At 42.2% G+C, this 18,886-nt stretch carries 23 protein-coding genes; 20 read left to right on the top strand and 3 right to left on the bottom strand.

Features of this window, described 5'->3' with window-relative positions; translation table 11 throughout:
- Positions 1 to 173: 173 nt before the first annotated feature.
- From HUX68_RS15945 to HUX68_RS15955, 3 genes are all read left to right on the top strand, one after another.
- On the top strand, positions 174 to 455 hold the full coding sequence (locus HUX68_RS15945; RefSeq protein WP_174615738.1) for a glutaredoxin family protein: 282 nt from the start codon (positions 174 to 176) through the stop codon (positions 453 to 455).
- 66 nt (positions 456 to 521) lie between these two features.
- Positions 522 to 860: a YppG family protein gene (locus HUX68_RS15950; protein WP_174615739.1), complete on the top strand. Its 339-nt coding sequence runs from the start codon at positions 522 to 524 to the stop codon at positions 858 to 860.
- Between the two features lie 99 nt (positions 861 to 959).
- Complete coding sequence (locus tag HUX68_RS15955; protein ID WP_174615740.1) at positions 960 to 1,655, top strand: alpha/beta hydrolase; 696 nt, start codon at positions 960 to 962, stop codon at positions 1,653 to 1,655.
- A 39-nt stretch (positions 1,656 to 1,694) separates the two neighbouring features.
- Here the strand turns inward: HUX68_RS15955 and HUX68_RS15960 are convergent, their stop codons facing one another.
- Together HUX68_RS15960 and HUX68_RS15965 are read right to left on the bottom strand one after the other, a co-directional pair.
- Complete coding sequence (locus HUX68_RS15960) at positions 1,695 to 2,549, bottom strand: DegV family protein (protein ID WP_174615741.1); 855 nt, start codon at positions 2,547 to 2,549, stop codon at positions 1,695 to 1,697.
- 64 nt (positions 2,550 to 2,613) lie between these two features.
- On the bottom strand, positions 2,614 to 3,525 hold the full coding sequence (locus HUX68_RS15965; RefSeq protein ID WP_174615742.1) for a DMT family transporter: 912 nt from the start codon (positions 3,523 to 3,525) through the stop codon (positions 2,614 to 2,616).
- A gap of 209 nt (positions 3,526 to 3,734) precedes the next feature.
- Between HUX68_RS15965 and cshA the strand changes: the two genes are divergently transcribed.
- The 3 genes from cshA (at position 3,735) to HUX68_RS15980 (ending at position 7,307) form a co-directional block, all read left to right on the top strand.
- The gene (gene cshA / locus HUX68_RS15970; RefSeq protein ID WP_246206704.1) at positions 3,735 to 5,213 is read left to right on the top strand and encodes a degradosome RNA helicase CshA; all 1,479 of its coding nucleotides are present in this window, start codon (positions 3,735 to 3,737) and stop codon (positions 5,211 to 5,213) included.
- Positions 5,214 to 5,410: 197 nt separating this feature from the next.
- Complete coding sequence (locus HUX68_RS15975; protein ID WP_174615743.1) at positions 5,411 to 5,890, top strand: PH domain-containing protein; 480 nt, start codon at positions 5,411 to 5,413, stop codon at positions 5,888 to 5,890.
- The gene (locus tag HUX68_RS15980) at positions 5,883 to 7,307 is read left to right on the top strand and encodes a PH domain-containing protein (protein WP_174615744.1); all 1,425 of its coding nucleotides are present in this window, start codon (positions 5,883 to 5,885) and stop codon (positions 7,305 to 7,307) included. Before HUX68_RS15975 ends, HUX68_RS15980 begins: the two co-directional genes overlap by 8 nt.
- A gap of 109 nt (positions 7,308 to 7,416) precedes the next feature.
- Here HUX68_RS15980 and HUX68_RS15985 read toward each other — a convergent pair whose 3' ends face one another.
- Positions 7,417 to 8,175, bottom strand: a complete 759-nt coding sequence (locus HUX68_RS15985; protein WP_174615745.1) for a rhomboid family intramembrane serine protease — start codon at positions 8,173 to 8,175, stop codon at positions 7,417 to 7,419.
- A gap of 142 nt (positions 8,176 to 8,317) precedes the next feature.
- On the opposite strand from HUX68_RS15985, the gene acpS reads away from it, so the two are divergent.
- The 14 genes from acpS to HUX68_RS16055 all read left to right on the top strand — a co-directional run bounded on the left by acpS (position 8,318) and on the right by HUX68_RS16055 (position 18,866).
- Complete coding sequence (acpS, locus tag HUX68_RS15990; protein ID WP_174615746.1) at positions 8,318 to 8,677, top strand: holo-ACP synthase; 360 nt, start codon at positions 8,318 to 8,320, stop codon at positions 8,675 to 8,677.
- Between the two features lie 113 nt (positions 8,678 to 8,790).
- Positions 8,791 to 10,317 carry an NAD(P)H-hydrate dehydratase gene (locus HUX68_RS15995; RefSeq protein ID WP_174615747.1) on the top strand — a complete coding sequence of 509 codons (1,527 nt, stop codon included), beginning with the start codon at positions 8,791 to 8,793 and terminating at the stop codon, positions 10,315 to 10,317.
- A gap of 69 nt (positions 10,318 to 10,386) precedes the next feature.
- The gene (locus tag HUX68_RS16000) at positions 10,387 to 11,403 is read left to right on the top strand and encodes a LolA family protein (RefSeq protein WP_174615748.1); all 1,017 of its coding nucleotides are present in this window, start codon (positions 10,387 to 10,389) and stop codon (positions 11,401 to 11,403) included.
- A gap of 105 nt (positions 11,404 to 11,508) precedes the next feature.
- On the top strand, positions 11,509 to 12,633 hold the full coding sequence (gene alr, locus HUX68_RS16005) for an alanine racemase (RefSeq protein WP_174615749.1): 1,125 nt from the start codon (positions 11,509 to 11,511) through the stop codon (positions 12,631 to 12,633).
- Positions 12,634 to 12,848: 215 nt separating this feature from the next.
- The gene (locus HUX68_RS16010; RefSeq protein WP_174615750.1) at positions 12,849 to 13,136 is read left to right on the top strand and encodes a CopG family ribbon-helix-helix protein; all 288 of its coding nucleotides are present in this window, start codon (positions 12,849 to 12,851) and stop codon (positions 13,134 to 13,136) included.
- A gap of 4 nt (positions 13,137 to 13,140) precedes the next feature.
- Complete coding sequence (locus HUX68_RS16015) at positions 13,141 to 13,500, top strand: type II toxin-antitoxin system PemK/MazF family toxin (RefSeq protein ID WP_174615751.1); 360 nt, start codon at positions 13,141 to 13,143, stop codon at positions 13,498 to 13,500.
- A gap of 249 nt (positions 13,501 to 13,749) precedes the next feature.
- Positions 13,750 to 14,619 (top strand): RsbT co-antagonist protein RsbRA, encoded by an 870-nt coding sequence (locus HUX68_RS16020; protein ID WP_174615752.1) that lies wholly within the window; start codon positions 13,750 to 13,752, stop codon positions 14,617 to 14,619.
- Between the two features lie 5 nt (positions 14,620 to 14,624).
- Positions 14,625 to 14,981, top strand: coding sequence for an STAS domain-containing protein (locus HUX68_RS16025; RefSeq protein WP_174616498.1), 357 nt, complete (start codon positions 14,625 to 14,627; stop codon positions 14,979 to 14,981).
- 2 nt (positions 14,982 to 14,983) lie between these two features.
- Positions 14,984 to 15,385, top strand: coding sequence for an anti-sigma regulatory factor (locus HUX68_RS16030; RefSeq protein ID WP_174615753.1), 402 nt, complete (start codon positions 14,984 to 14,986; stop codon positions 15,383 to 15,385).
- A 225-nt stretch (positions 15,386 to 15,610) separates the two neighbouring features.
- A complete protein-coding gene (locus tag HUX68_RS16035; RefSeq protein WP_174615754.1) occupies positions 15,611 to 16,621 on the top strand; it encodes a PP2C family protein-serine/threonine phosphatase in 1,011 nt (336 codons plus the stop codon).
- 77 nt (positions 16,622 to 16,698) lie between these two features.
- On the top strand, positions 16,699 to 17,031 hold the full coding sequence (locus tag HUX68_RS16040) for an STAS domain-containing protein (RefSeq protein WP_174615755.1): 333 nt from the start codon (positions 16,699 to 16,701) through the stop codon (positions 17,029 to 17,031).
- Entirely contained in the window at positions 17,031 to 17,507 is a 477-nt protein-coding gene (gene rsbW / locus HUX68_RS16045; protein ID WP_174615756.1) for an anti-sigma B factor RsbW, read from the top strand. The genes HUX68_RS16040 and rsbW overlap by 1 nt, the downstream gene beginning before the upstream one ends.
- Positions 17,479 to 18,270: an RNA polymerase sigma factor SigB gene (sigB, locus tag HUX68_RS16050; RefSeq protein ID WP_174615757.1), complete on the top strand. Its 792-nt coding sequence runs from the start codon at positions 17,479 to 17,481 to the stop codon at positions 18,268 to 18,270. Before rsbW ends, sigB begins: the two co-directional genes overlap by 29 nt.
- The gene (locus HUX68_RS16055; RefSeq protein ID WP_246206705.1) at positions 18,267 to 18,866 is read left to right on the top strand and encodes a SpoIIE family protein phosphatase; all 600 of its coding nucleotides are present in this window, start codon (positions 18,267 to 18,269) and stop codon (positions 18,864 to 18,866) included. Before sigB ends, HUX68_RS16055 begins: the two co-directional genes overlap by 4 nt.
- Positions 18,867 to 18,886: the final 20 nt, after the last annotated feature.

The following is an 18,886-nucleotide window of genomic DNA, read 5'->3' on the forward strand; positions in this document are numbered from 1 at the left end:
TGTCACCTAAAAGCTTGGTGACAACCAAGTTTTCTAAACTGAGACTGCAGCGATTTTTTCGTAATATTATTGTAATCTTTTTCACATAAACTCGTTTATTTTGTTACATACGTGGGTAAATAATGTGTGAGGTTTAAAATATAAATTCATAAACTTCAGGGAGGATATCATCTATGAATGAGAAAAATGTGATTGTATATGTAAGTGATGACTGTTCTCAATGCGATAAATTGCTGGAGCATTTAAATAAATTGAATGTAAATTATCAGACTAAAAATGTCACGGAAAACCATAAATATATGGAACAGCTTCAGGAGAAAGGTGTCTTTGGTACACCTGTTACGTTTGTTGATAATCAAATGATTTTAGGACTGCAAAAAAATAAAATGAATCGAATGTTAGGTGAAAGTAATCAGGGAAGCACGTTTTACAGTACCGGATATGGAAGTTATTAACCTTCCGCACACTTTCGGCGGTTTTCGCATATTTTAATGAAAGAACCTGCAGAAGAGGTGTGTGTAATGGACAGAAATCATGTTGATTATATGAATCATGAACGACCCTATATCCGGCAATCACCGTTTAATAAACCTGTTCCCCAACGCAAAGAAACCTTCCAGACACCTTTTGAGTATTTTTCCAAACCAAGTCAACCGCTTAACTGGCATCCGGCTAACAAAACGGGCGGCCAGTCCCGCGCAGCAACTGAACGAAATGAACTGTTTCATTATTTTGAAACGAAAAAAGAGGAGGTTGACCTGGATAAATTGGTGTCTGCAATCGGTCAGGTTTCCAATACCGTTCAACAGGTTTCCCCGGTTGTTAAACAAATTGGTGCACTCATGAAGCAATTCAAATAGACCAGCAGCTGATGAAAAATTATTCATCGGCTTTAATTTTGTATTATTAGCGGTGTGAAGGGGTAAATAAAGAGTAAGGGATGACAAAGGAGAATTTGTATGATTGGATGTCTGGTAATTCATGGTTACACAGGAGGTCCATATGAAGTGGATCCGCTTGTACGTTATTTAAAGGAAAATACGGACTGGCATATCGAGGTGCCGACATTGCCGGGGCATGGAAGGAAATTAGCATTGGAAAATGCATCCCATAAAGAATGGCTCGAAACAGCAGAAGATAAACTGAAGCAGATGCAAGGTAAATTTGAAAAGATCTATATGATCGGCTTTTCGATGGGAGGCATGATTGCCTCGTATCTGGCGGCAAAACACCCGACCGATAAATTGGTGCTCCTGGCACCGGCAGGAAAATATTTATCAATTCGCCAGATGGCCAAGGATTTAAGGGACGCTGTTAAGGATGGTTTTAAAGGGAGGCTGCGGGAAAACAAACTGTACCTCAACTATAAACGGAAGCTTGGCGAAGTCCCGCTCAAAGCAAATATTGAATTCCTGAAACTGGTGCGGTTCACCCGCAGATATTTAAAGGAATTGGATTTGCCTGTATTAATTGCTCAAGGTCAGCAGGATGGGATGGTTCCTTATAAAACAGTTTATTATTTGGATAAAGAAATTACCTCAGATCAGACAGAAGTCGTTTTCTTTGAGCGGTCAAGACATCTTATCTGTCTGGGGGATGACAAAGATACGCTCAATCATCTTATTCATGAATTTTTGTTGAAAAGTCCCGGCTAAAAGCAGGGAGATGCCTTCACAGCAATCTCCCTGCTTTTTCTAATCTTTTAAGAAGGAAATGACAAGCCCGCCTTCTCCTGCATATGTTGCGATCAACGGGCCCATTTCTGTTAAGTATGCATCCTTGAAGGGGTATTTTTTACGGATTTCTTCAAGAACATGTGTGGCTCGTTCCTCGGCATTGCAATGGGTCATGGAAATTACTTTGTTTTCAAAGTCCTTTGTATATTCGCCGATCTGTTCAATGAAACGACGGATTGATTTTTTATCACCGCGAACCCGGTCGGCCACTTCGATTGTGCCTTCCTCACTTGCCTTCATCAGTACTTTGATGTTAAGTGTTTTTGCTATTGTGCCCTTGACCTTGTCCAGTCGTCCACCCTTCACAAGGTTTTCCAGCGTTTTTAGGACAAACAGCGTTGTTGTCTGTTCAACACGATGATGCAGGTGATCAATCAGTTGATTGTACGTATGGCCCTGTTCCATTTTAATTTTGGCTTCATGCAGCAACAGGCCTATCCCGCATGATGCCGTTTTTGTATTGATGACTTCTAGTTTACGGTTCGGCTCTTCTTCAAGCAGCATGTTTTTAGCAAGTCTTGCGTTTTCGTATGTGGCACTTAAACCCTTTGATAAGCTGAGCATAATGATCGGAGTATTGCTGTCAATCCGCTTATATGCATTATAAAAATCATTGGGACTGGGTGCGGCGGAACGGGGCAGTTCATTCGTTTCGTTTATTTTCTGATGAAAGGTTTCCAAATCAATGGTTTCCCCGGCTTTATAATGCTGGTCTTTAAAGTGCAAGTAGAGTGGAACAGAAATAATATCCATTGAATCCGCAATTCGTTTTGGAATATCGGCTCCACCGTCCGTCATTAGTTGAATAGTCATGAAAACCCTCATTTCCGTTAATTGTATATTCTCATTATATCAGTTTATTCATGCGGATACTGAATCAATGATGGTGTTTTCGAGCAATCGTAACTTTTGATTTCCGGGTTGTGCTCATAATGAATAAAAACAGTCCGAAAATAACGATTGTCCCGCCAAGAAACTGTGACCAGGTTACAACTTCGTCCAATATGAAATAGGCCAGAATTGTAGCCCCGATTGGTTCAAACACAATCCCCATCGAAATCGTTGACGTACTAAGCCATTTCAGTGCCCAGTTGAATAAGGAGTGACCGAAAAATGTCGGAATCACGGCCAGTGCCAGAAAAATAAACCAATGTTCGGCAGAGTAACCGAAAAATTCATTTTGTAAAATCAAATTATAAAGAATAAGCATAAGGGAACTGATGCTATATACGACAAAGGTGTACGTCATTAGCGATAATCGTTTTCGGAGCTGTTGTCCCAACAGGAAATACGCTGTAACGGTCACAGCACCCATGAGTGCAAGAAAATCACCGAACAATGCCAGTCCACTAATGCGAAAATCTCCCCAGCTGATAATGATACTGCCAAATAAAGCGATAACCATACTAATTAAAGCTCCCGGTGAAAAACGTTCCTGAAATAAAAGGTATGTTCCCAGAAAGGCAAAAATCGGCTGCATCGTAACAAGCACAGTGGAGCTTGCTACTGAAGTATAATTCAATGATTCAAACCAGAGAATAAAGTGAAAAGCCAGAAAGATGCCCGCCATTGTTGACAGCAGCCAATCTTTTTTTTGGATTAACTTAAATTCATTACGGTGTTTAACAAAAATATACGGGGCCATAATAATGACTGCAAACAGAAGACGATAATTGGCAATGATGGAAGCGGGTGCTCCATCAGCCAATTTCACAAGAACTGCTGCTGAAGATACCGACAACACACCAATGACAACAGCTATATATGGATTAAACGGAGGCAGACGCATGGTATTCCTCCTTTTTGTTTATATGTAATTTAATTTAGTTTAACATTACCGCATGAAAAAATCATTCAGCAAGTAGTGGAAATCATGATGGAACATGTGTTAAGATAGATTGACTGTTATATGCATGTGATTTCAAGGATGAGGCCTCTTCCTGAATTGGGTGATGCCTCTTTTAATTTTATTGAAATAAAAAGGAGTAGAGTTTTAAGGTGACAACATTTAAAGAATTAAATATTTCACAGCCCATAATGAAGGCTTTGGAAAAAATGGGCTTTGAAGAAGCGACGCCGATCCAGGCTGAGACGATACCATTTGCTCAGGATGGCAACGATGTAATCGGTCAGGCACAGACCGGGACGGGAAAAACCGCAGCATTTGGGATTCCCATGATCGATAAAATTGATAAAGACCAGAAGAAAATTCAGGGTCTGGTCGTTGCCCCGACACGGGAACTGGCAATACAGGTTGCCGAGGAATTGAACCGGTTGGCAAGATTTAAGGGGATTCGGGCAATGCCTGTTTACGGCGGTCAGCATATGGAACGGCAAATCCGTGCGTTAAAGGATGGTCCGCAGATTGTTGTGGCAACACCAGGGAGACTGCTTGACCATATGCGCAGGAAGACGATACGGACTGCAGGTGTTCAGACTGCGGTTCTTGATGAAGCAGATGAAATGCTGAACATGGGTTTCATTGATGATATTAAAGAAATTTTAAAGAATATCCCTGAACAAAGACAGACATTGCTGTTTTCAGCAACAATGCCTAAGGAAATTCGTGATATCGCAACAAATCTGATGAATTCGCCAAAAGAAGTAAAAGTAAAAGCAAAAGAAATGACCGTCGAAAATATTGATCAGTATTTCATCGAAGTACCGGAAAAATATAAGTTCGACACGCTTACCAATCATTTGGACATAAATGCACCTGCACTGGCGATTATTTTCAGCCGTACGAAAAAGCGGGTCGATGAGATTGCTGAAGGATTGCAGATTAGAGGCTTTCGCGCTGAAGGTATTCATGGGGATCTGACGCAGGGCAAGCGGATGTCTGTTTTAAACAAATTTAAAAATGGACGAGTTGAAGTGCTGGTTGCAACAGACGTAGCTGCACGCGGCCTTGATATTTCAGGTGTCACGCACGTATACAATTTTGATATTCCGCAAGACCCGGAAAGCTATGTACACCGGATTGGCCGGACAGGGAGAGCCGGGAAAGCCGGTGAGGCTATCTCATTCATTACACCGAGGGAAATGGGTCATCTGAAAATAATTGAACGGGTAACAAAAAGCAAGATGAAGCGGATTATGCCGCCGACAAACAAGGAAGCCCAGCGTGGTCAGCAGCAATCAGCAGTGAACAAGCTGCTGCGAACAATTGATAAAAAAGATTTAACGGATTATCAGGAAACAGCGAACGAGCTGCTTCAGGAACACGATTCGATTACGGTAATTTCCGCCGCATTAAAAATGCTGACAAAAGAACGTAAAAATACACCTGTACGCCTTTCCTCCATCCAGCCGGTCAGTGTTAAAAAAACACAAGGCGGCAAAGGGAAACATCACAGAAACAACAACAAAAAGTTTTACGGCAAACGTGGACAGGGTAAACGCGGTCACGGAGGATACAATCGCAAAGGAAATTACCAAAAGCGCAGAAATCACAAAAACAATAAGTATAACAGCTAAGAAGAGGCTCCTTTTGGTAAGGAGCTTTTTTAATGTAAATTATTGGTCCGCCGGTACGGGAGAATTTACTGGGAGCGTGGGATCTAGGTATTATAAGTGGAATAGTGTAAAATAGGATTGAAAGTGCTCATTTGTTGATGAAACATATATCCTATAATAAACGTACAGGAACTATAGATAAAAAAGGGGGATCACCATTGAGACAGCCACCAATTCACACGATTGCAGAGGAAGCAGTAAAAGCGTGGAAAATAACTGCCGGCATCTACGTCGGGGTTTTATGGCTCGCTGCGATTGCTGCAACCGTACTAACTTTTATTTTCGATTGGCCGGTTTGGATTATCGCAATTGCTGTTGCGTTAAGTGCAATATGTACATACGTGTTTGTATTTTTGCTGCCGGTTTTGCGTTGGAGAAGATGGCGTTATGAAGTGTTTGAACAAGAAATCTATATTCAGCATGGCATTCTGATTGTATCGCGTACCCTGGTTCCGATGATCCGGGTTCAGCATGTGGATACCCAGCAAGGGCCGATTCTGAAAAAATACAAACTGGCCAGTGTTACGATTTCCACTGCAGCTACTACACATGAAATACCAGCATTGCTGGAAGAGGATGCTTCGGAACTGAGGGACAGGATTTCCGCGCTGGCAAGGGTGGATGAAGATGATGTCTGAGGCGAAAAGACTCCATCCCGCAGCAGTTTTTTTCAATTTTATACGGATTGTCAAAGAGGCCGCATTTGCAATCATTTTAGGGTTTATTACATTTAAGGATAACGCACTAATGTATTTTATCCTTGCATCATCCGTTATTCTTATCGTGATGATTATATTCAGTATTTTATCGTGGTACCGATACACTTATCGTGTGGAGGATGATGAGCTACGGATTGAATATGGTATTTTCATTAGAAAGAAGCGATATATTTCCAAAAATAGGATACAGTCGATTGACCTGACCTCCAGTGTGGTTCACCGCATTTTTAAACTGACCCGGGTAAACATTGAAACGGCCGGGAGCAGTACGGGTGCAGAGGCATCATTAAAAGCAGTCAAACTTTCGGAAGGGGAAGCACTGCGCCATGAATTGAAAATGGTAAACACCGTTGATAATGCGGAAGAACCAGAAGCAGCGGAAGAAGACTATCCGTCATCGACCATATCGTTTAAAAGGCTGTTTCTTGCCGGGACGACATCCGGAAGTATCGGTGTTATTCTGGCTATAGTTGCCGCTGGTTCCTCGGAACTGGAACAATTTATCCCGGATGATTTTTATGACAGTACATTTGAATGGATCATCGGACTGGGCATCATCATTATGGTTGTTTTGGGGATAATCGGTCTGTTTCTGCTCTGGATGCTCGGGATAGCCGGAACGATGATTAAATACGGCAATTTTACGATAACCAAAATGGAGGACGAATTGTTTATTACACGCGGTTTGCTGGAAAAAAAGCAGCTGACCATACCGATGAAACGGATTCAGGCGGTAGGCATTCAGGAAAGTCTGATCCGGCAGCCGCTTGGATATGTGACGGTGTTTGCTGAGATTGCCGGCGGTTCGATGGATAAAGGGGAGGACTTTTCATCGATTCTTTTTCCAATTATGAAAGCGGATGAAGTGGAGGAGTTTTTACAAAAGTTTCTTCCTGAGTATGCAGGAATCACTAATGATTTGAAACCATTGCCGAAGCGTGCGCGCAAGTTTTATGTGTTGCGTTCATCGATTCTTTTTCTCATTATTACAGCGGTATTGGCATTTGTTATACCGACGTTTATATGGCTGCCGCTGATTGTATTGGCTGTGAGCACTTATTTGGGTATTCTGCGCCATAAAGACGGCGGCTTCCGGCGGGATGAAGAAAAATTAACCGTACGCCACCGTATTTTCAGCAGGAATACCATAACGATGTATCATAAACGTGTCCAAGCTTTCGAGAAAAAACAACATCGGGTGCATGTTAAACAGCGACTCGCCAATGTCCAGTTGTCGATTATCGGGAAGATGGGCATGGGAAAGCATTTCACTGTAAAAGAACTGGATGAATCTGACGTCAATCAAATAGCTGATTGGTATTCATACCGGGAATAGCTAAAAAAACACACCACGACGGACTTACCGCCTGGTGTGTTTTTTTGCAGTTCAGTGGAATGAATCTGCACGTTGTGAAATTTCCCGTTTGAAGAAGGGGGCTGCTAGTTCATAAAATCCTCCCAAGCAATCCGAATAAAACAAGGATGGCGAGAAATGTCCAAAAAGCATATTTATAAACACTCTTAGGGATTCTGCGCTTTTTCCAGCGGTTTGGATCGAATTGAATGCCGTCATTGTTTTTATATCGTTTGTTTCGCCACGGAGAAAAGGGACGGGTATTCGTCAATACGAGGGGGGCTATGGCGAATCCGCCTATAAATCCGAAGACATGTGCATAAACATTAACGCCCGGCTGGATGAACGTCATCACCGCCCCAATTACGAAAATAACCACAATGATTTGGGAATTGTTCTGGTCAATCAGGTGTTTGCGGAATGCCACCATAAACATATAGATTCCGAATAACCCGTATATGGCACCGGAAGCGCCTACGGAAATATAAATTGGCGGTCCGAGTAAAAAGGTTGCAATGTTGCCTGCAATCCCTGCTGTAAAATAAGCAAGAATAAACTTGTATTTACCCAACATTTGCTCCAATGCCGGCCCAAACAGAACAAGTGCAAACGAATTAAATAAGGCATGCGTAAGTCCGGCATGCAGAAAGATTGGTGTGATTAAACGCCAGTATTGTCCCTGATAGATATAGTAATTGTTCCCGCTCCCCCACGACTCCAGCTGGACAGCAAATGGAAGCTGCAGGAAGTCGCAAATCAGCCAGAGCACAAGATGTATAATCACCAGTGTGGATACAATCGGATAAAACTGCTTGAATTCTTTTATACTTCTTTCCGTTCGGATAAACATTCAAAGCGCTCCCTGTGTTATAAATTTTCATATATTAGTCTAATAGTATACCATGAATAGTATGACCACTATAAGCGTACTAAAATACCATAGTAAACTGCAACAACCATAACTTTTGCTTGCTGAAGGACAGGTGGTTTTTTTGATAAAAGGAATTGGCATCGACATAATTGAAATGGACCGGATTCAAAAGGCGCTTGTGAAAAACAGCCGTTTTGCCGATCGGATTTTAACGGAAAAGGAAAAAACACATTACTTTGAAAAACTAGCCAGTCCTCACAGAAAAACGGAATTTCTTGCCGGCAGGTTTGCGGCAAAAGAAGCGTTTGCCAAAGCTTGCGGACGGGGAATTGGTGAACTTAGCTTTCAGGATATGGAGGTCATCACCAATGCGGCTGGTGCACCATCAATGCAAGTCAGCGGGTACGATGAATACACCATTCATCTGTCCATCACGCACAGCAGGGATTATGCTGTGGCGCAAGTAGTGATAGAAGAGTAAGAAAGTATTGCTGAATGGGCGCTACGGTTTTGTTTTAGAAAATAACCGCCAGTGTATTCTGCATAATTGCAATGGTTGTCTCATATATTTTAGTGCGGGTAGGAGGGAACAAATTGTATATTGTCACCGCAAAAGAAATGTACGGTATTGACCGGTACACGACAGAGGAGATTGGAATGGATGGCAAGCTGCTGATGGAAAATGCCGGCCGTGCCATCAGTGGGAAAATTGAATCCAAAATTGAGAAGGACGATGTAATCACAGTTTTCGCTGGGTCAGGTAATAATGGCGGGGACGGTTATGTTATTGCCCGGACATTGCTGAACAAAGGATACCGGATAGCGGTCATTCAGGTTGTCCCTGATGAAAAGATAACCGGAGATGCGCGTTTTCATAAAAACTTGTTTATTAATTGTGGCGGGGATCTTTCCATAACCCAGGATTCTTTTGAAATTGGTGAGGCATTGAACCAAACGGATATTATTATTGATGCAATTTTAGGAATCGGGGTAAAAGGAGAGCTTCGCGAACCAATTAAAACGATTGCAGTCACAATTAATGAGAGTCCGGCGCAGGTTCTTTCGGTTGATATTCCTTCAGGGCTGCCGGCAGATGAGGGGGAAACGGCTTTTGATTCCGTACAAGCTGATCAAACCATCGTGGTTGGCTATCCCAAAATGAGCACGTTCCTGCAGCATACGGCACCTTTTTATGGGAAGTGGGAAACAGTCGACATCGGTTTTCCCGAAGCAGTTCAAACACCGTTAACACGATCTGTCTGGACACACAGGCAATTCCAAAAAAGCATGCCGATCCGGGAAAAAGACTCGCACAAAGGTGATCATGGCCGGGGGCTTGTTATTGGTGGAAGTGAGGAAATGCCGGGTTCCCTTGCAATGACAGTTCGGGCGGCGTTACGAACCGGCGCAGGACTCGTGACTGCTGGCACGGTCAAACAGGCAATACCTGTTGTCGCGTCCCAGTGTATTGAGGCTACCAATCTGAAACTGAATGAATCAAACGGGGTCATCAGTGGTGAACAAACAGGGGTCCCCTATGAAAAATATGACGCTGTCGCACTCGGAATCGGCCTTGGACGTCATGAATCGACTCGCGCACTGGTTACCGACGCAGTAAGGCAGGTTGATAGTCCACTCATTTTGGATGCTGATGGGTTATTCCATATTCAAAATGACCTTGAATTGTTTAAAAACCGGACAGCCCCTGCCGTAATCACGCCGCATCCCGGGGAGATGGCTATGCTGACAGGTGCATCCGTTAAAGACATTTTGCGGAAGCCATTCGCATATGCCAAAGGGTTTGCCCGGGAGTATCAGGTCTATGTTGTCCTTAAAGGAAGCTTTACCATTGTCACTGCTCCGGATGGACATCAATCCGTAAATATTACCGGAAATCAGGGTCTCGCAAAAGGGGGAAGCGGTGATGTTCTGTCGGGAATTATTTTGGCAATGACGATGCAGCATAAAAGTCTTTTTGATGCAGTGTGCAATGCTTGTTTTGTGCATGGGAAAGCGGCTGATTTGCTCGTATCCGAATCCCGCTCGGTTTACGATTTGATGGCTTCAGATGTTGTGGAAGGTATCGGGAAAGTGTACCGTACATTGACGGCTGAAACGTGACAATATTGTTCTCCTAGTCCAATTTAAATCGCGTTATCGCGTGTGAAATGAGACAAGGGAGATATGTCCATGAAAAAACAGATTGTTATCAGGATGATGATTGCATTAGGTTTTGTTCTTTTACTGGCTGCCTGTGGGGAAAAATCTCAGGAGGAAGTGCTGGATAAGCTGGAGTCCAAACTGGAAGAAATGAATGGATATAAGGCAACGGCCGAGATGAAAATGAATACTGGTAAAGAAGGACAGAAGTATAAACTTGATATTTGGCATAAGAAAAAAGATTTCTACCGGGTGACACTGGAAAATGCCAAGGATGACAAAGGCAGTCAAATCATTTTGAAGAATGAGGAAGGGGTTTTTGTACTGTCGCCGGCACTTAATAAAAGCTTTAAGTTTCAGAAAGAATGGCCGGAAAATGGCAGCCAGCCTTATCTATTTCAGTCATTGGTAAGTGATGTGAAAAAGGACAAAGATGCCACATTTAAAGTTGGGGAAAAATACTACATCTTCCAAACCAGAACGAACTATCAAAGTAACAATAACCTGCCATACCAGAAAATTTATTTTGATAAGAAAACATATACACCGGTAATGGTTAAAGTACTGGATAAAGATAAAAATACGCTGGTGGAGGTCGCTTTCTCTGAGTTTAATACGAATCCGAGCTTTACAAAAGGCGATTTTGAAATGGAGAAAAATATGTCTGCCGACAATTCCGATTCAGCGGTTTCCGGTGATGTAAAAACAGACGCATTCCCGGTAGTATTTCCATTTTATATGGCAGGCAGCGAGATGACGAAAAAGAAAGAGATCGAGATGGAAAATGGAAAACGGGTTATCATGACTTTTTCCGGGGATAAAAGCTTTACACTGGTCGAAGAAAAATTGCAAACTGTTCCGACGATGGCCTCTCCGCAATACGTTAACGGCGAAATTGTAAATCTCGGACATTCCATTGGAGCTCTATCCGGAAATGCAATTGAATGGACCAATAACGGGGTGAATTTTTATCTGGCCAGCGAAGAACTGACCGAAACAGAATTGATCAAAGTGGCAAAATCCGTTGAGAGCAAAGCAGTGAAGTAAATGAAAAGCGGCAAGCAGACTCATAAGGAGAGGGGGTCTGCTTTTTATTTTTTCCGGATTAAGATAAAATGGTACCGGATAGAGAATGAAGGGAGTTATACTGACATGACACAACCTATTTATCGTGATACTTGGGCGGAAGTTAATTTGGATGCAATTGAATATAATATAAACCAAATAAGAGAGCAAATACCGCAGCACTGCAGTGTCATTGCAGTAGTCAAGGCTGATGGCTATGGTCACGGAGCGGTTAAGGTTGCTGAAAGGGCATTGAAAAGCGGAGCGGAAATGCTTGCCGTGGCCATTCTGGAGGAGGCGCTGGTTTTACGGGAAGCTGGAATCGATGTGCCGATTTTAGTATTTGGACGGGTCGCACCAAAGGATGCCGCTGTTGCTGCCGAAAAAGATATCACGCTGACATTTTTTCAAAAAGAGTGGCTGCAGGAAGTGAAACAAACGTCCCTGCCACAGACGCTGAAGCTTCACATGAAGTGGGATACCGGCATGGGGCGGATTGGGCTGCGAACCGATGAGGAACTGAAAGAGATTGTTGGGGAATTAAAGGATCAATCAAACGTTCAATTAACCGGGATTTATACACACTTTGCAACTGCCGATGAACCGGGTGCAGATTATTTTAACATGCAAAATGAGCGTTTTGATCAGTTGCTGACAACATTCGAGAAGGTTTGGGAAGACCCCGTGGCCATTCATACCGGTAACAGTGCTGCATCCATCCGTTTTCCGGAAAAAATGTATCATTATATCCGATTTGGCATTTCAATGTACGGGATGTATCCTTCCTCCACTGTGAAAGAAGAACGGAACATCGATTTGCAGCAGTCTTTTTCACTTCACAGTAAACTGATTCACGTAAAACAGATGGAGCCTGGTGAGTCTATCAGTTATGGTGCGACGTATACCACCTCGGACTATGAATGGATTGGAACAATTATGATTGGTTATGCCGACGGATGGATCCGCAAGCTGCAGGGGATGGATGTATTGATTGAAGGTAAGCGCATGCCGATTGTTGGCCGAATTTGCATGGATCAGACCATGATCAGGCTGGATAAGGAATATCCTGTAGGCACGGAGGTCACACTGATAGGAAGACAGCAGAATGATATGATTGAAGTCGATGAAATTGCCGATTATCTCGATACAATCAGTTATGAAATACCTTGTATGATCAGTAGTCGTGTCCCGAGAATATGCACAGGAGAATAAAAAGGATAAGGTCAATGCATAATCTTTCCAAATCTAAATAAACATAGGTAACAGGGCTTCTTCTTTTTAAATACAAATGTTTTTGAGCAAGTTCTAATAAATTTTCTGTATTTCAGGGAAATTCCCTATAAGCCTTTGCAAACCTTGTCAGAGAATGATATTATTAAAAAAGGATTAAATGGAATTCGTTCAACAGTTCGCGGAGGTGTATGGTTTTGTCAGAGAGCATACAGGAGATTTTAGTACGACTACCAAAAAACCTGATAAACGAGGTGGATGGATTAATGAAGTATGAACAGAGCGATTTAAGTGACTTCATATGTCAGGCAACAAGAAATTACCTGGAATATAAAAAAGATGAGCACATTCAACAATTTCGCGAATCCATGCAGCAAGGTTATGAAGAAATGGCCAGAATCAATCTAACAATCGCTTCGGAGGCATTTCAAGCCGAAGAGGAGGCCGAAAAAAACACCTTAGAGCGCTCCGTGATCGGGGTGTAAGCTTTTGATCGTTCAACGTGGCGAAGTATATTTCGCCGATCTATCACCTGTCGTGGGATCCGAACAGGGGGGCATACGCCCAGTATTGATCCTGCAAAATGATATAGGTAACCGTTTCAGTCCAACCGTTATTGTAGCAGCAATTACTGCACAGATTCAAAAAGCCAAATTGCCGACACACGTGGAAATCGATGCGAAACGGTATGGTTTTGACCGCAACTCTGTTATATTGCTGGAACAAATCCGGACATTGGATAAACAACGGTTAACTGACAAAATTACAAAGCTCGACAAAGAGATGATGGAGAAAATTGATAAAGCATTGGAAATAAGTTTAGGTCTAAAAGATATGTATGACCGTTAGGAAATACCCCACTTTAAAAGGAAATGGGGTATTTTTTAGTGTTGTTGCAAGGTTGTTATCTGAATGTGATATAGGGACCCCCTCCGTAAGAAAAGTAACTGAAGCGGGAAAGAGTACCTCACACTATGGTATAATAGGTTCAAATGCTTAAAAATTGCAGGCAGCGGCACTATGAATGCTAAATTCGACATGAAATGATAGTATAACAGTAAATCGAATTTTATAATAACAGTTTTCAGGAGGGAAACCATGGACGAGAAATTCAAAAAGATTGCTATGGAAAATAGTGATTCCATTGTTCATTTGTGGTTAGATGAAATCGGCTCCATGAAAGACTACAACTATACATCAAGTATATCGGAAGAATTATTTGAAAGTACGAACAGAGAGTTTGTCAATGTTATTTTTTCCAGTATCAAGAATCAGGGAAATTCAAAGGCTGTCGAGGATTTCTCGGAAAAACTGATTAATCTTGGCTGGCCGCTAAGTTATATAACAGATGGACTGCAGGTTTTTCGACGTGTAACAATTGATTATATTCTCAGTCAATCTGAACAGGTTGATTCCACCTATATATCAAACGTGCTGCAGAGCGTTGACCATTGGACTGAACCGATTATTCGTCAGTTGGTCAATGAGTATACCGGAAGCTGGGAACACATTGTATCGCTGCAACGTGTGGCACTTCAGGAATTATCAGCCCCGTTAATACCGGTCATGGATCGGATTACGATTATGCCGCTGATTGGGACGATTGATACAGAACGAGCCAAATTAATTATGGAAAACCTTTTGGAAGGGGTTATTAAGCATAATTCTGAGGTAGTTTTAATTGATATCACAGGGGTACCTGTTGTCGATACAATGGTGGCTCACCATATTATTCAGGCTGCTGAGGCAGTGCGGCTGATCGGCTCAACGTGTATTCTTGTCGGAATCCGTCCTGAAATTGCTCAGACAATTGTTAATCTGGGAATTGACCTTGGCAAGTTCCCAACGAAAAGTTCGTTGAAAAAAGGATTCCGTAAAGCGTTGGAAATCACCGACAGAGAAGTGGTTGATCTTGACAAAAAGCACAATGAAATAGAAGAAATGATTGATTCCTTAGGTGAAGGGTGATAATGATGCGGATACCAATTCTAAAATTGCACAATTATCTATTAATTTCCATTCAAACAGAAATTGATGATAACACGGCGATACAGTTTCAGGAAGATTTATTGGACAAAATTCATAAGAGCGGTTCATCAGGAGTAGTAATTGACTTAACATCCGTTGAAGTGATTGATTCGTTTATTGCAAAAGTATTGGGTGATGTCGTTACTATGTCAGATCTAATGGGGGCGAAAGTGGTTTTAACCGGAATCCAGCCAGCAGTTGCAATGACGTTAATTGATTTGGGCATACATCTGAATAATGTCCCAACTGCCTTAGATTTGGAGCAAGGATTGATAAAACTGCATCAGGAACTGGGGGAATGATCATGGATCTCCAATCCTGTGTCAATATAAATAAAGAGTGGGATATTGTTGCTGCCCGGCAGCTTGGTAGGGAAATCGCAAAAAAAACCGGATTTGGTACCGTTGACCAGGCGAGAATTGCAACAGCAATTTCTGAATTAGCTCGCAACATATACTTATATGCCGGGACTGGAAAGGTTTGCTTTGATGTCATAGAAAATCTTGAAGAAAAGGGAATGTGCTTGATTTGTATAGATACCGGTCCGGGAATCCGTGATATCAGTCAAGTTATGGAGGACGGGTATTCAACATCAGGTGGCCTGGGAGCTGGCCTGCCGGGTGTGAAACGGTTGATGGACGAATTTGATATCAAATCATCAGAAGGAAAAGGAACCGAAATCAGAGCAATCAAGTGGGTAAGATAACGTGAAACTTAAATCACCGGGGAATTGCTTTCTCCTGATATCAGTTGAACGAATCGGTGTCAGTGTCCGTTAACTCCCACCTGTACAACTTTATCACCTCACGTTTTGAGTGAGTCTTATACGAATGGTTGCACCGGGGTAAACAGAGGCTCAGACCTGTCCGGTAAACATAGAGGGGAGACGGAGCCATCTCCCCATTAAATTTGCAATGGGGGCTACGAGTAAATGGATATGTTGAATACGGATGCAGCAAACTATAAGCAATTCCTGAAACATTATCTTCAGAACCTGGATGAACAATCTCTATATGGAGCCGAACAAATCAGTAAAACGTTTATTAAAAACAGTATTCCTCCTGAAGAAATCGTTAATCTGCATAACCAGGCATTAGTGGAACTATACCCTGATATACCGGAGCATATTTGGCATTCGATGAATTTCCTGTTGGAAACGATGATTTCATATGGTTTGGCTTTGCAGGAATATCAGGCATTAAGGGAACAACAGCTGGAACTGAAGTCAGAGATTTCAGTTGCTGCCGGTATGCAGGATACGCTCCTCGCTACAACAAAACCGGCAATTGATAACCTCGATATCGGTGTGGTAAGTGTCCCGGCACATCAAATGAACGGAGATTATCATCACTTTATTAAAGGTAAGGACGGATCACTTGGAATAGCTCTTGCAGATGTTATCGGAAAAGGAATTCCCGCTGCATTATGCATGTCCATGATCAAATACTCGATGGACAGTTTCCCGGAAGAAATAATGAGTCCGAGATCAATTTTAAAAAACCTGAACCGTGTTGTGGAACGGAACGTGGATCCGAGTATGTTTATCACCATGTTTTATGCGCAATATATTCCGGATGAAAATAAACTCCGATATTCATCTGCAGGCCATGAACCGGGATTTTATTATAAAGCCGCTACGGATACGTTTGAAGAAATCGAGACAAAAGGACTTGTTCTTGGCGTATCATCAGATTCCAATTACAAACAATATGAACGCACCATTGAAAAAGGCGACATGGTTATTCTGCTGACAGATGGTGTGACCGAGTGCAGACAGGGTGAGCGGTTTATTGAAACGGAAGAAATTCTGGAAACCATTCGATCTTTTTCGCATCTGCCTGCGCAGGAGATGGTGAACGGTGTATACAAGTATTTTGAACGTCTTCAGGGATTCCAGCTGCGGGATGATTTCACATTGATCATTTTAAAACAGCAAGTTTAAAATAACGGATTACAGGGAAATAAAAGGTACTGCTATATGGAGATATTGACCAACATTTGTGTTCGAGGAGGATGGATATGGAATTAAAGATAGATGTAGTGGAACAGGAAATGAAATCCGTAGTACAACTGACGGGGGAAATAGATGCATACACAGCTCCAAGACTTAAAAGTACGATTCTGCCATTAACGGAAGAATCCGGTCATACCGTTGAAGTGAACATGGAAGATGTTAACTATATGGACAGTACCGGACTTGGGGTTTTTATAAGTGCATTAAAGTCAACTAAAGAGACAGGCAGTCACTTGAAGCTGGTAAACCTGCAGTCCCGTGTTGCTCGTCTGTTCAACATTACCGGTCTGGATGAAGTTATTGACATCGATACCGCAATCAGAGGTGGGAATGAGTAATGGAAAAGTTTGATTTTATTGAAATGAGAATACCTGCTAAAGCAGAGTATGTCGGCGTTGTACGTTTAAGTATCTCCGGAATCGCTAATCGGATGGGCTTTTCATATGAAGATATAGAAGATTTGAAAGTTGCAATCTCAGAAGCAATCACGAATGCTGTTGACCATGCGTACCATGAGGATGATGATGGCGAGATTACTGTCGGGTTCGGTGTATATGAAAATCGCCTGGAAGTTATGGTTGCAGACCATGGCGGAAGCTTTAATTTAAAGGAAATAAAAGGCGGGATAGGTCCATATACGCGTTCAGAACCAGTAGAGAATTTGCGTGAAGGCGGATTTGGGCTCTTCTTAATTAATGCGTTAATGGACAAGGTGGAAATTAACAATAATTATGGTGTTATCGTATTAATGACGAAGTACCTTTACGAAACTGAGGTGGGTCTTGATGACGACCAAATCTCAACAACACAATAAAGGCAGAGATGAGGTTTACCAATGGATTGAACATCTCCAACAGGACCCGACAGATGAAGCGATCCAGGAAAAAGTTGTCCTGGCATATAATGATTTAGTCGAATCGATTGCCAGAAAATATTCCAAAAACAGTACGATTCATGAAGATCTTGTTCAGGTGGGCATGATTGGACTGCTTGCTGCAGTGCGGAGATATGATGCTTCCTATGGCAAGACATTTGAATCGTTTGCAATTCCTACAATTATTGGTGAGATTAAGCGGTTTATCAGAGACAAGACCTGGAGTGTTCATGTACCACGCAGGATTAAAGAACTTGGTCCGAAAATCAAAAAGGCTGTGGAAGAATTGACCACGTCGAATCAGGATTCTCCATCGATTCGGGAAATTGCTGATCATCTTGGGGTCGCCGAAGAAGAAGTACTGGAAACAATGGAAATGGGTAAAAGTTATAAGGCACTTTCGGTAGACCGAAAAATTGAAGCCGATTCTGATGGCAGCACAGTTGCTATCCTTGATCTGGTAGGCAACAGTGAAGAAGGCTTTGATACGATTGACCAGCAAATGTTACTGGAGAAAATTTTACCGGTGCTGTCTGAGCGTGAACAGCAAATTTTGCGTTGCACCTATTTTGACCAGATGAGCCAAAAAGAAACAGGAGAGTTACTTGGTATTTCCCAAATGCACGTCTCAAGGCTGCAGCGCCGTTCACTTAGAAAACTGCGGGAAGCTATACAATCAGAAAGCTCGGAGGTTCTTGATTGACTGATCAACGAAAAAAAGTGGATGTAGCTGTTTACCAGAAGGCAAAAAAAGGCCAATATTACTGTGGTGACAGTTATTTTTATACAGAAACAGAGAATGAATTTGTGTGTGTGCTTGCAGACGGCCTGGGCAGCGGTGAATTTGCCATGGAATCTTCGCGGATTGTAACGGAAATTATCCGAAGCAATATTCATACAACGGTCGAACAGTTAATCAAACGGTGCAATGAACAGCTGTCAGGAAAAAGAGGCGTGGTCATAGGTATTCTGAAAATGGACTTCCTGTCAAAACGCTATTCTTTCTCCTCGATTGGAAACATTGGCGTACTTACTATTCCGAAAAGCGGCAAAAAAAAGCGCAATATACCGAATGCAGGTTATCTGGCAGGTTATCACCGGTCATTTAAAGTGGTAACGGATAAGCTGGATGCTGAAATGAATTTTATTATGTTTTCGGATGGTGTATCAGATACTGACTTGTCAAAGGGCATGTTTCTAAATACAGATGTACATCAGATTGTCATTGACTATGAGAATATTGTCGGCGGATCAAGGTATGATGATACAACGTTAATTGCGATTCGATATGACGAATGAGAAGTCAGCCAAACCGGTTG

It is taken from the genome of Virgibacillus ihumii (genome assembly GCF_902726655.1).
Classification (GTDB): domain Bacteria; phylum Bacillota; class Bacilli; order Bacillales; family Amphibacillaceae; genus Lentibacillus; species Lentibacillus ihumii.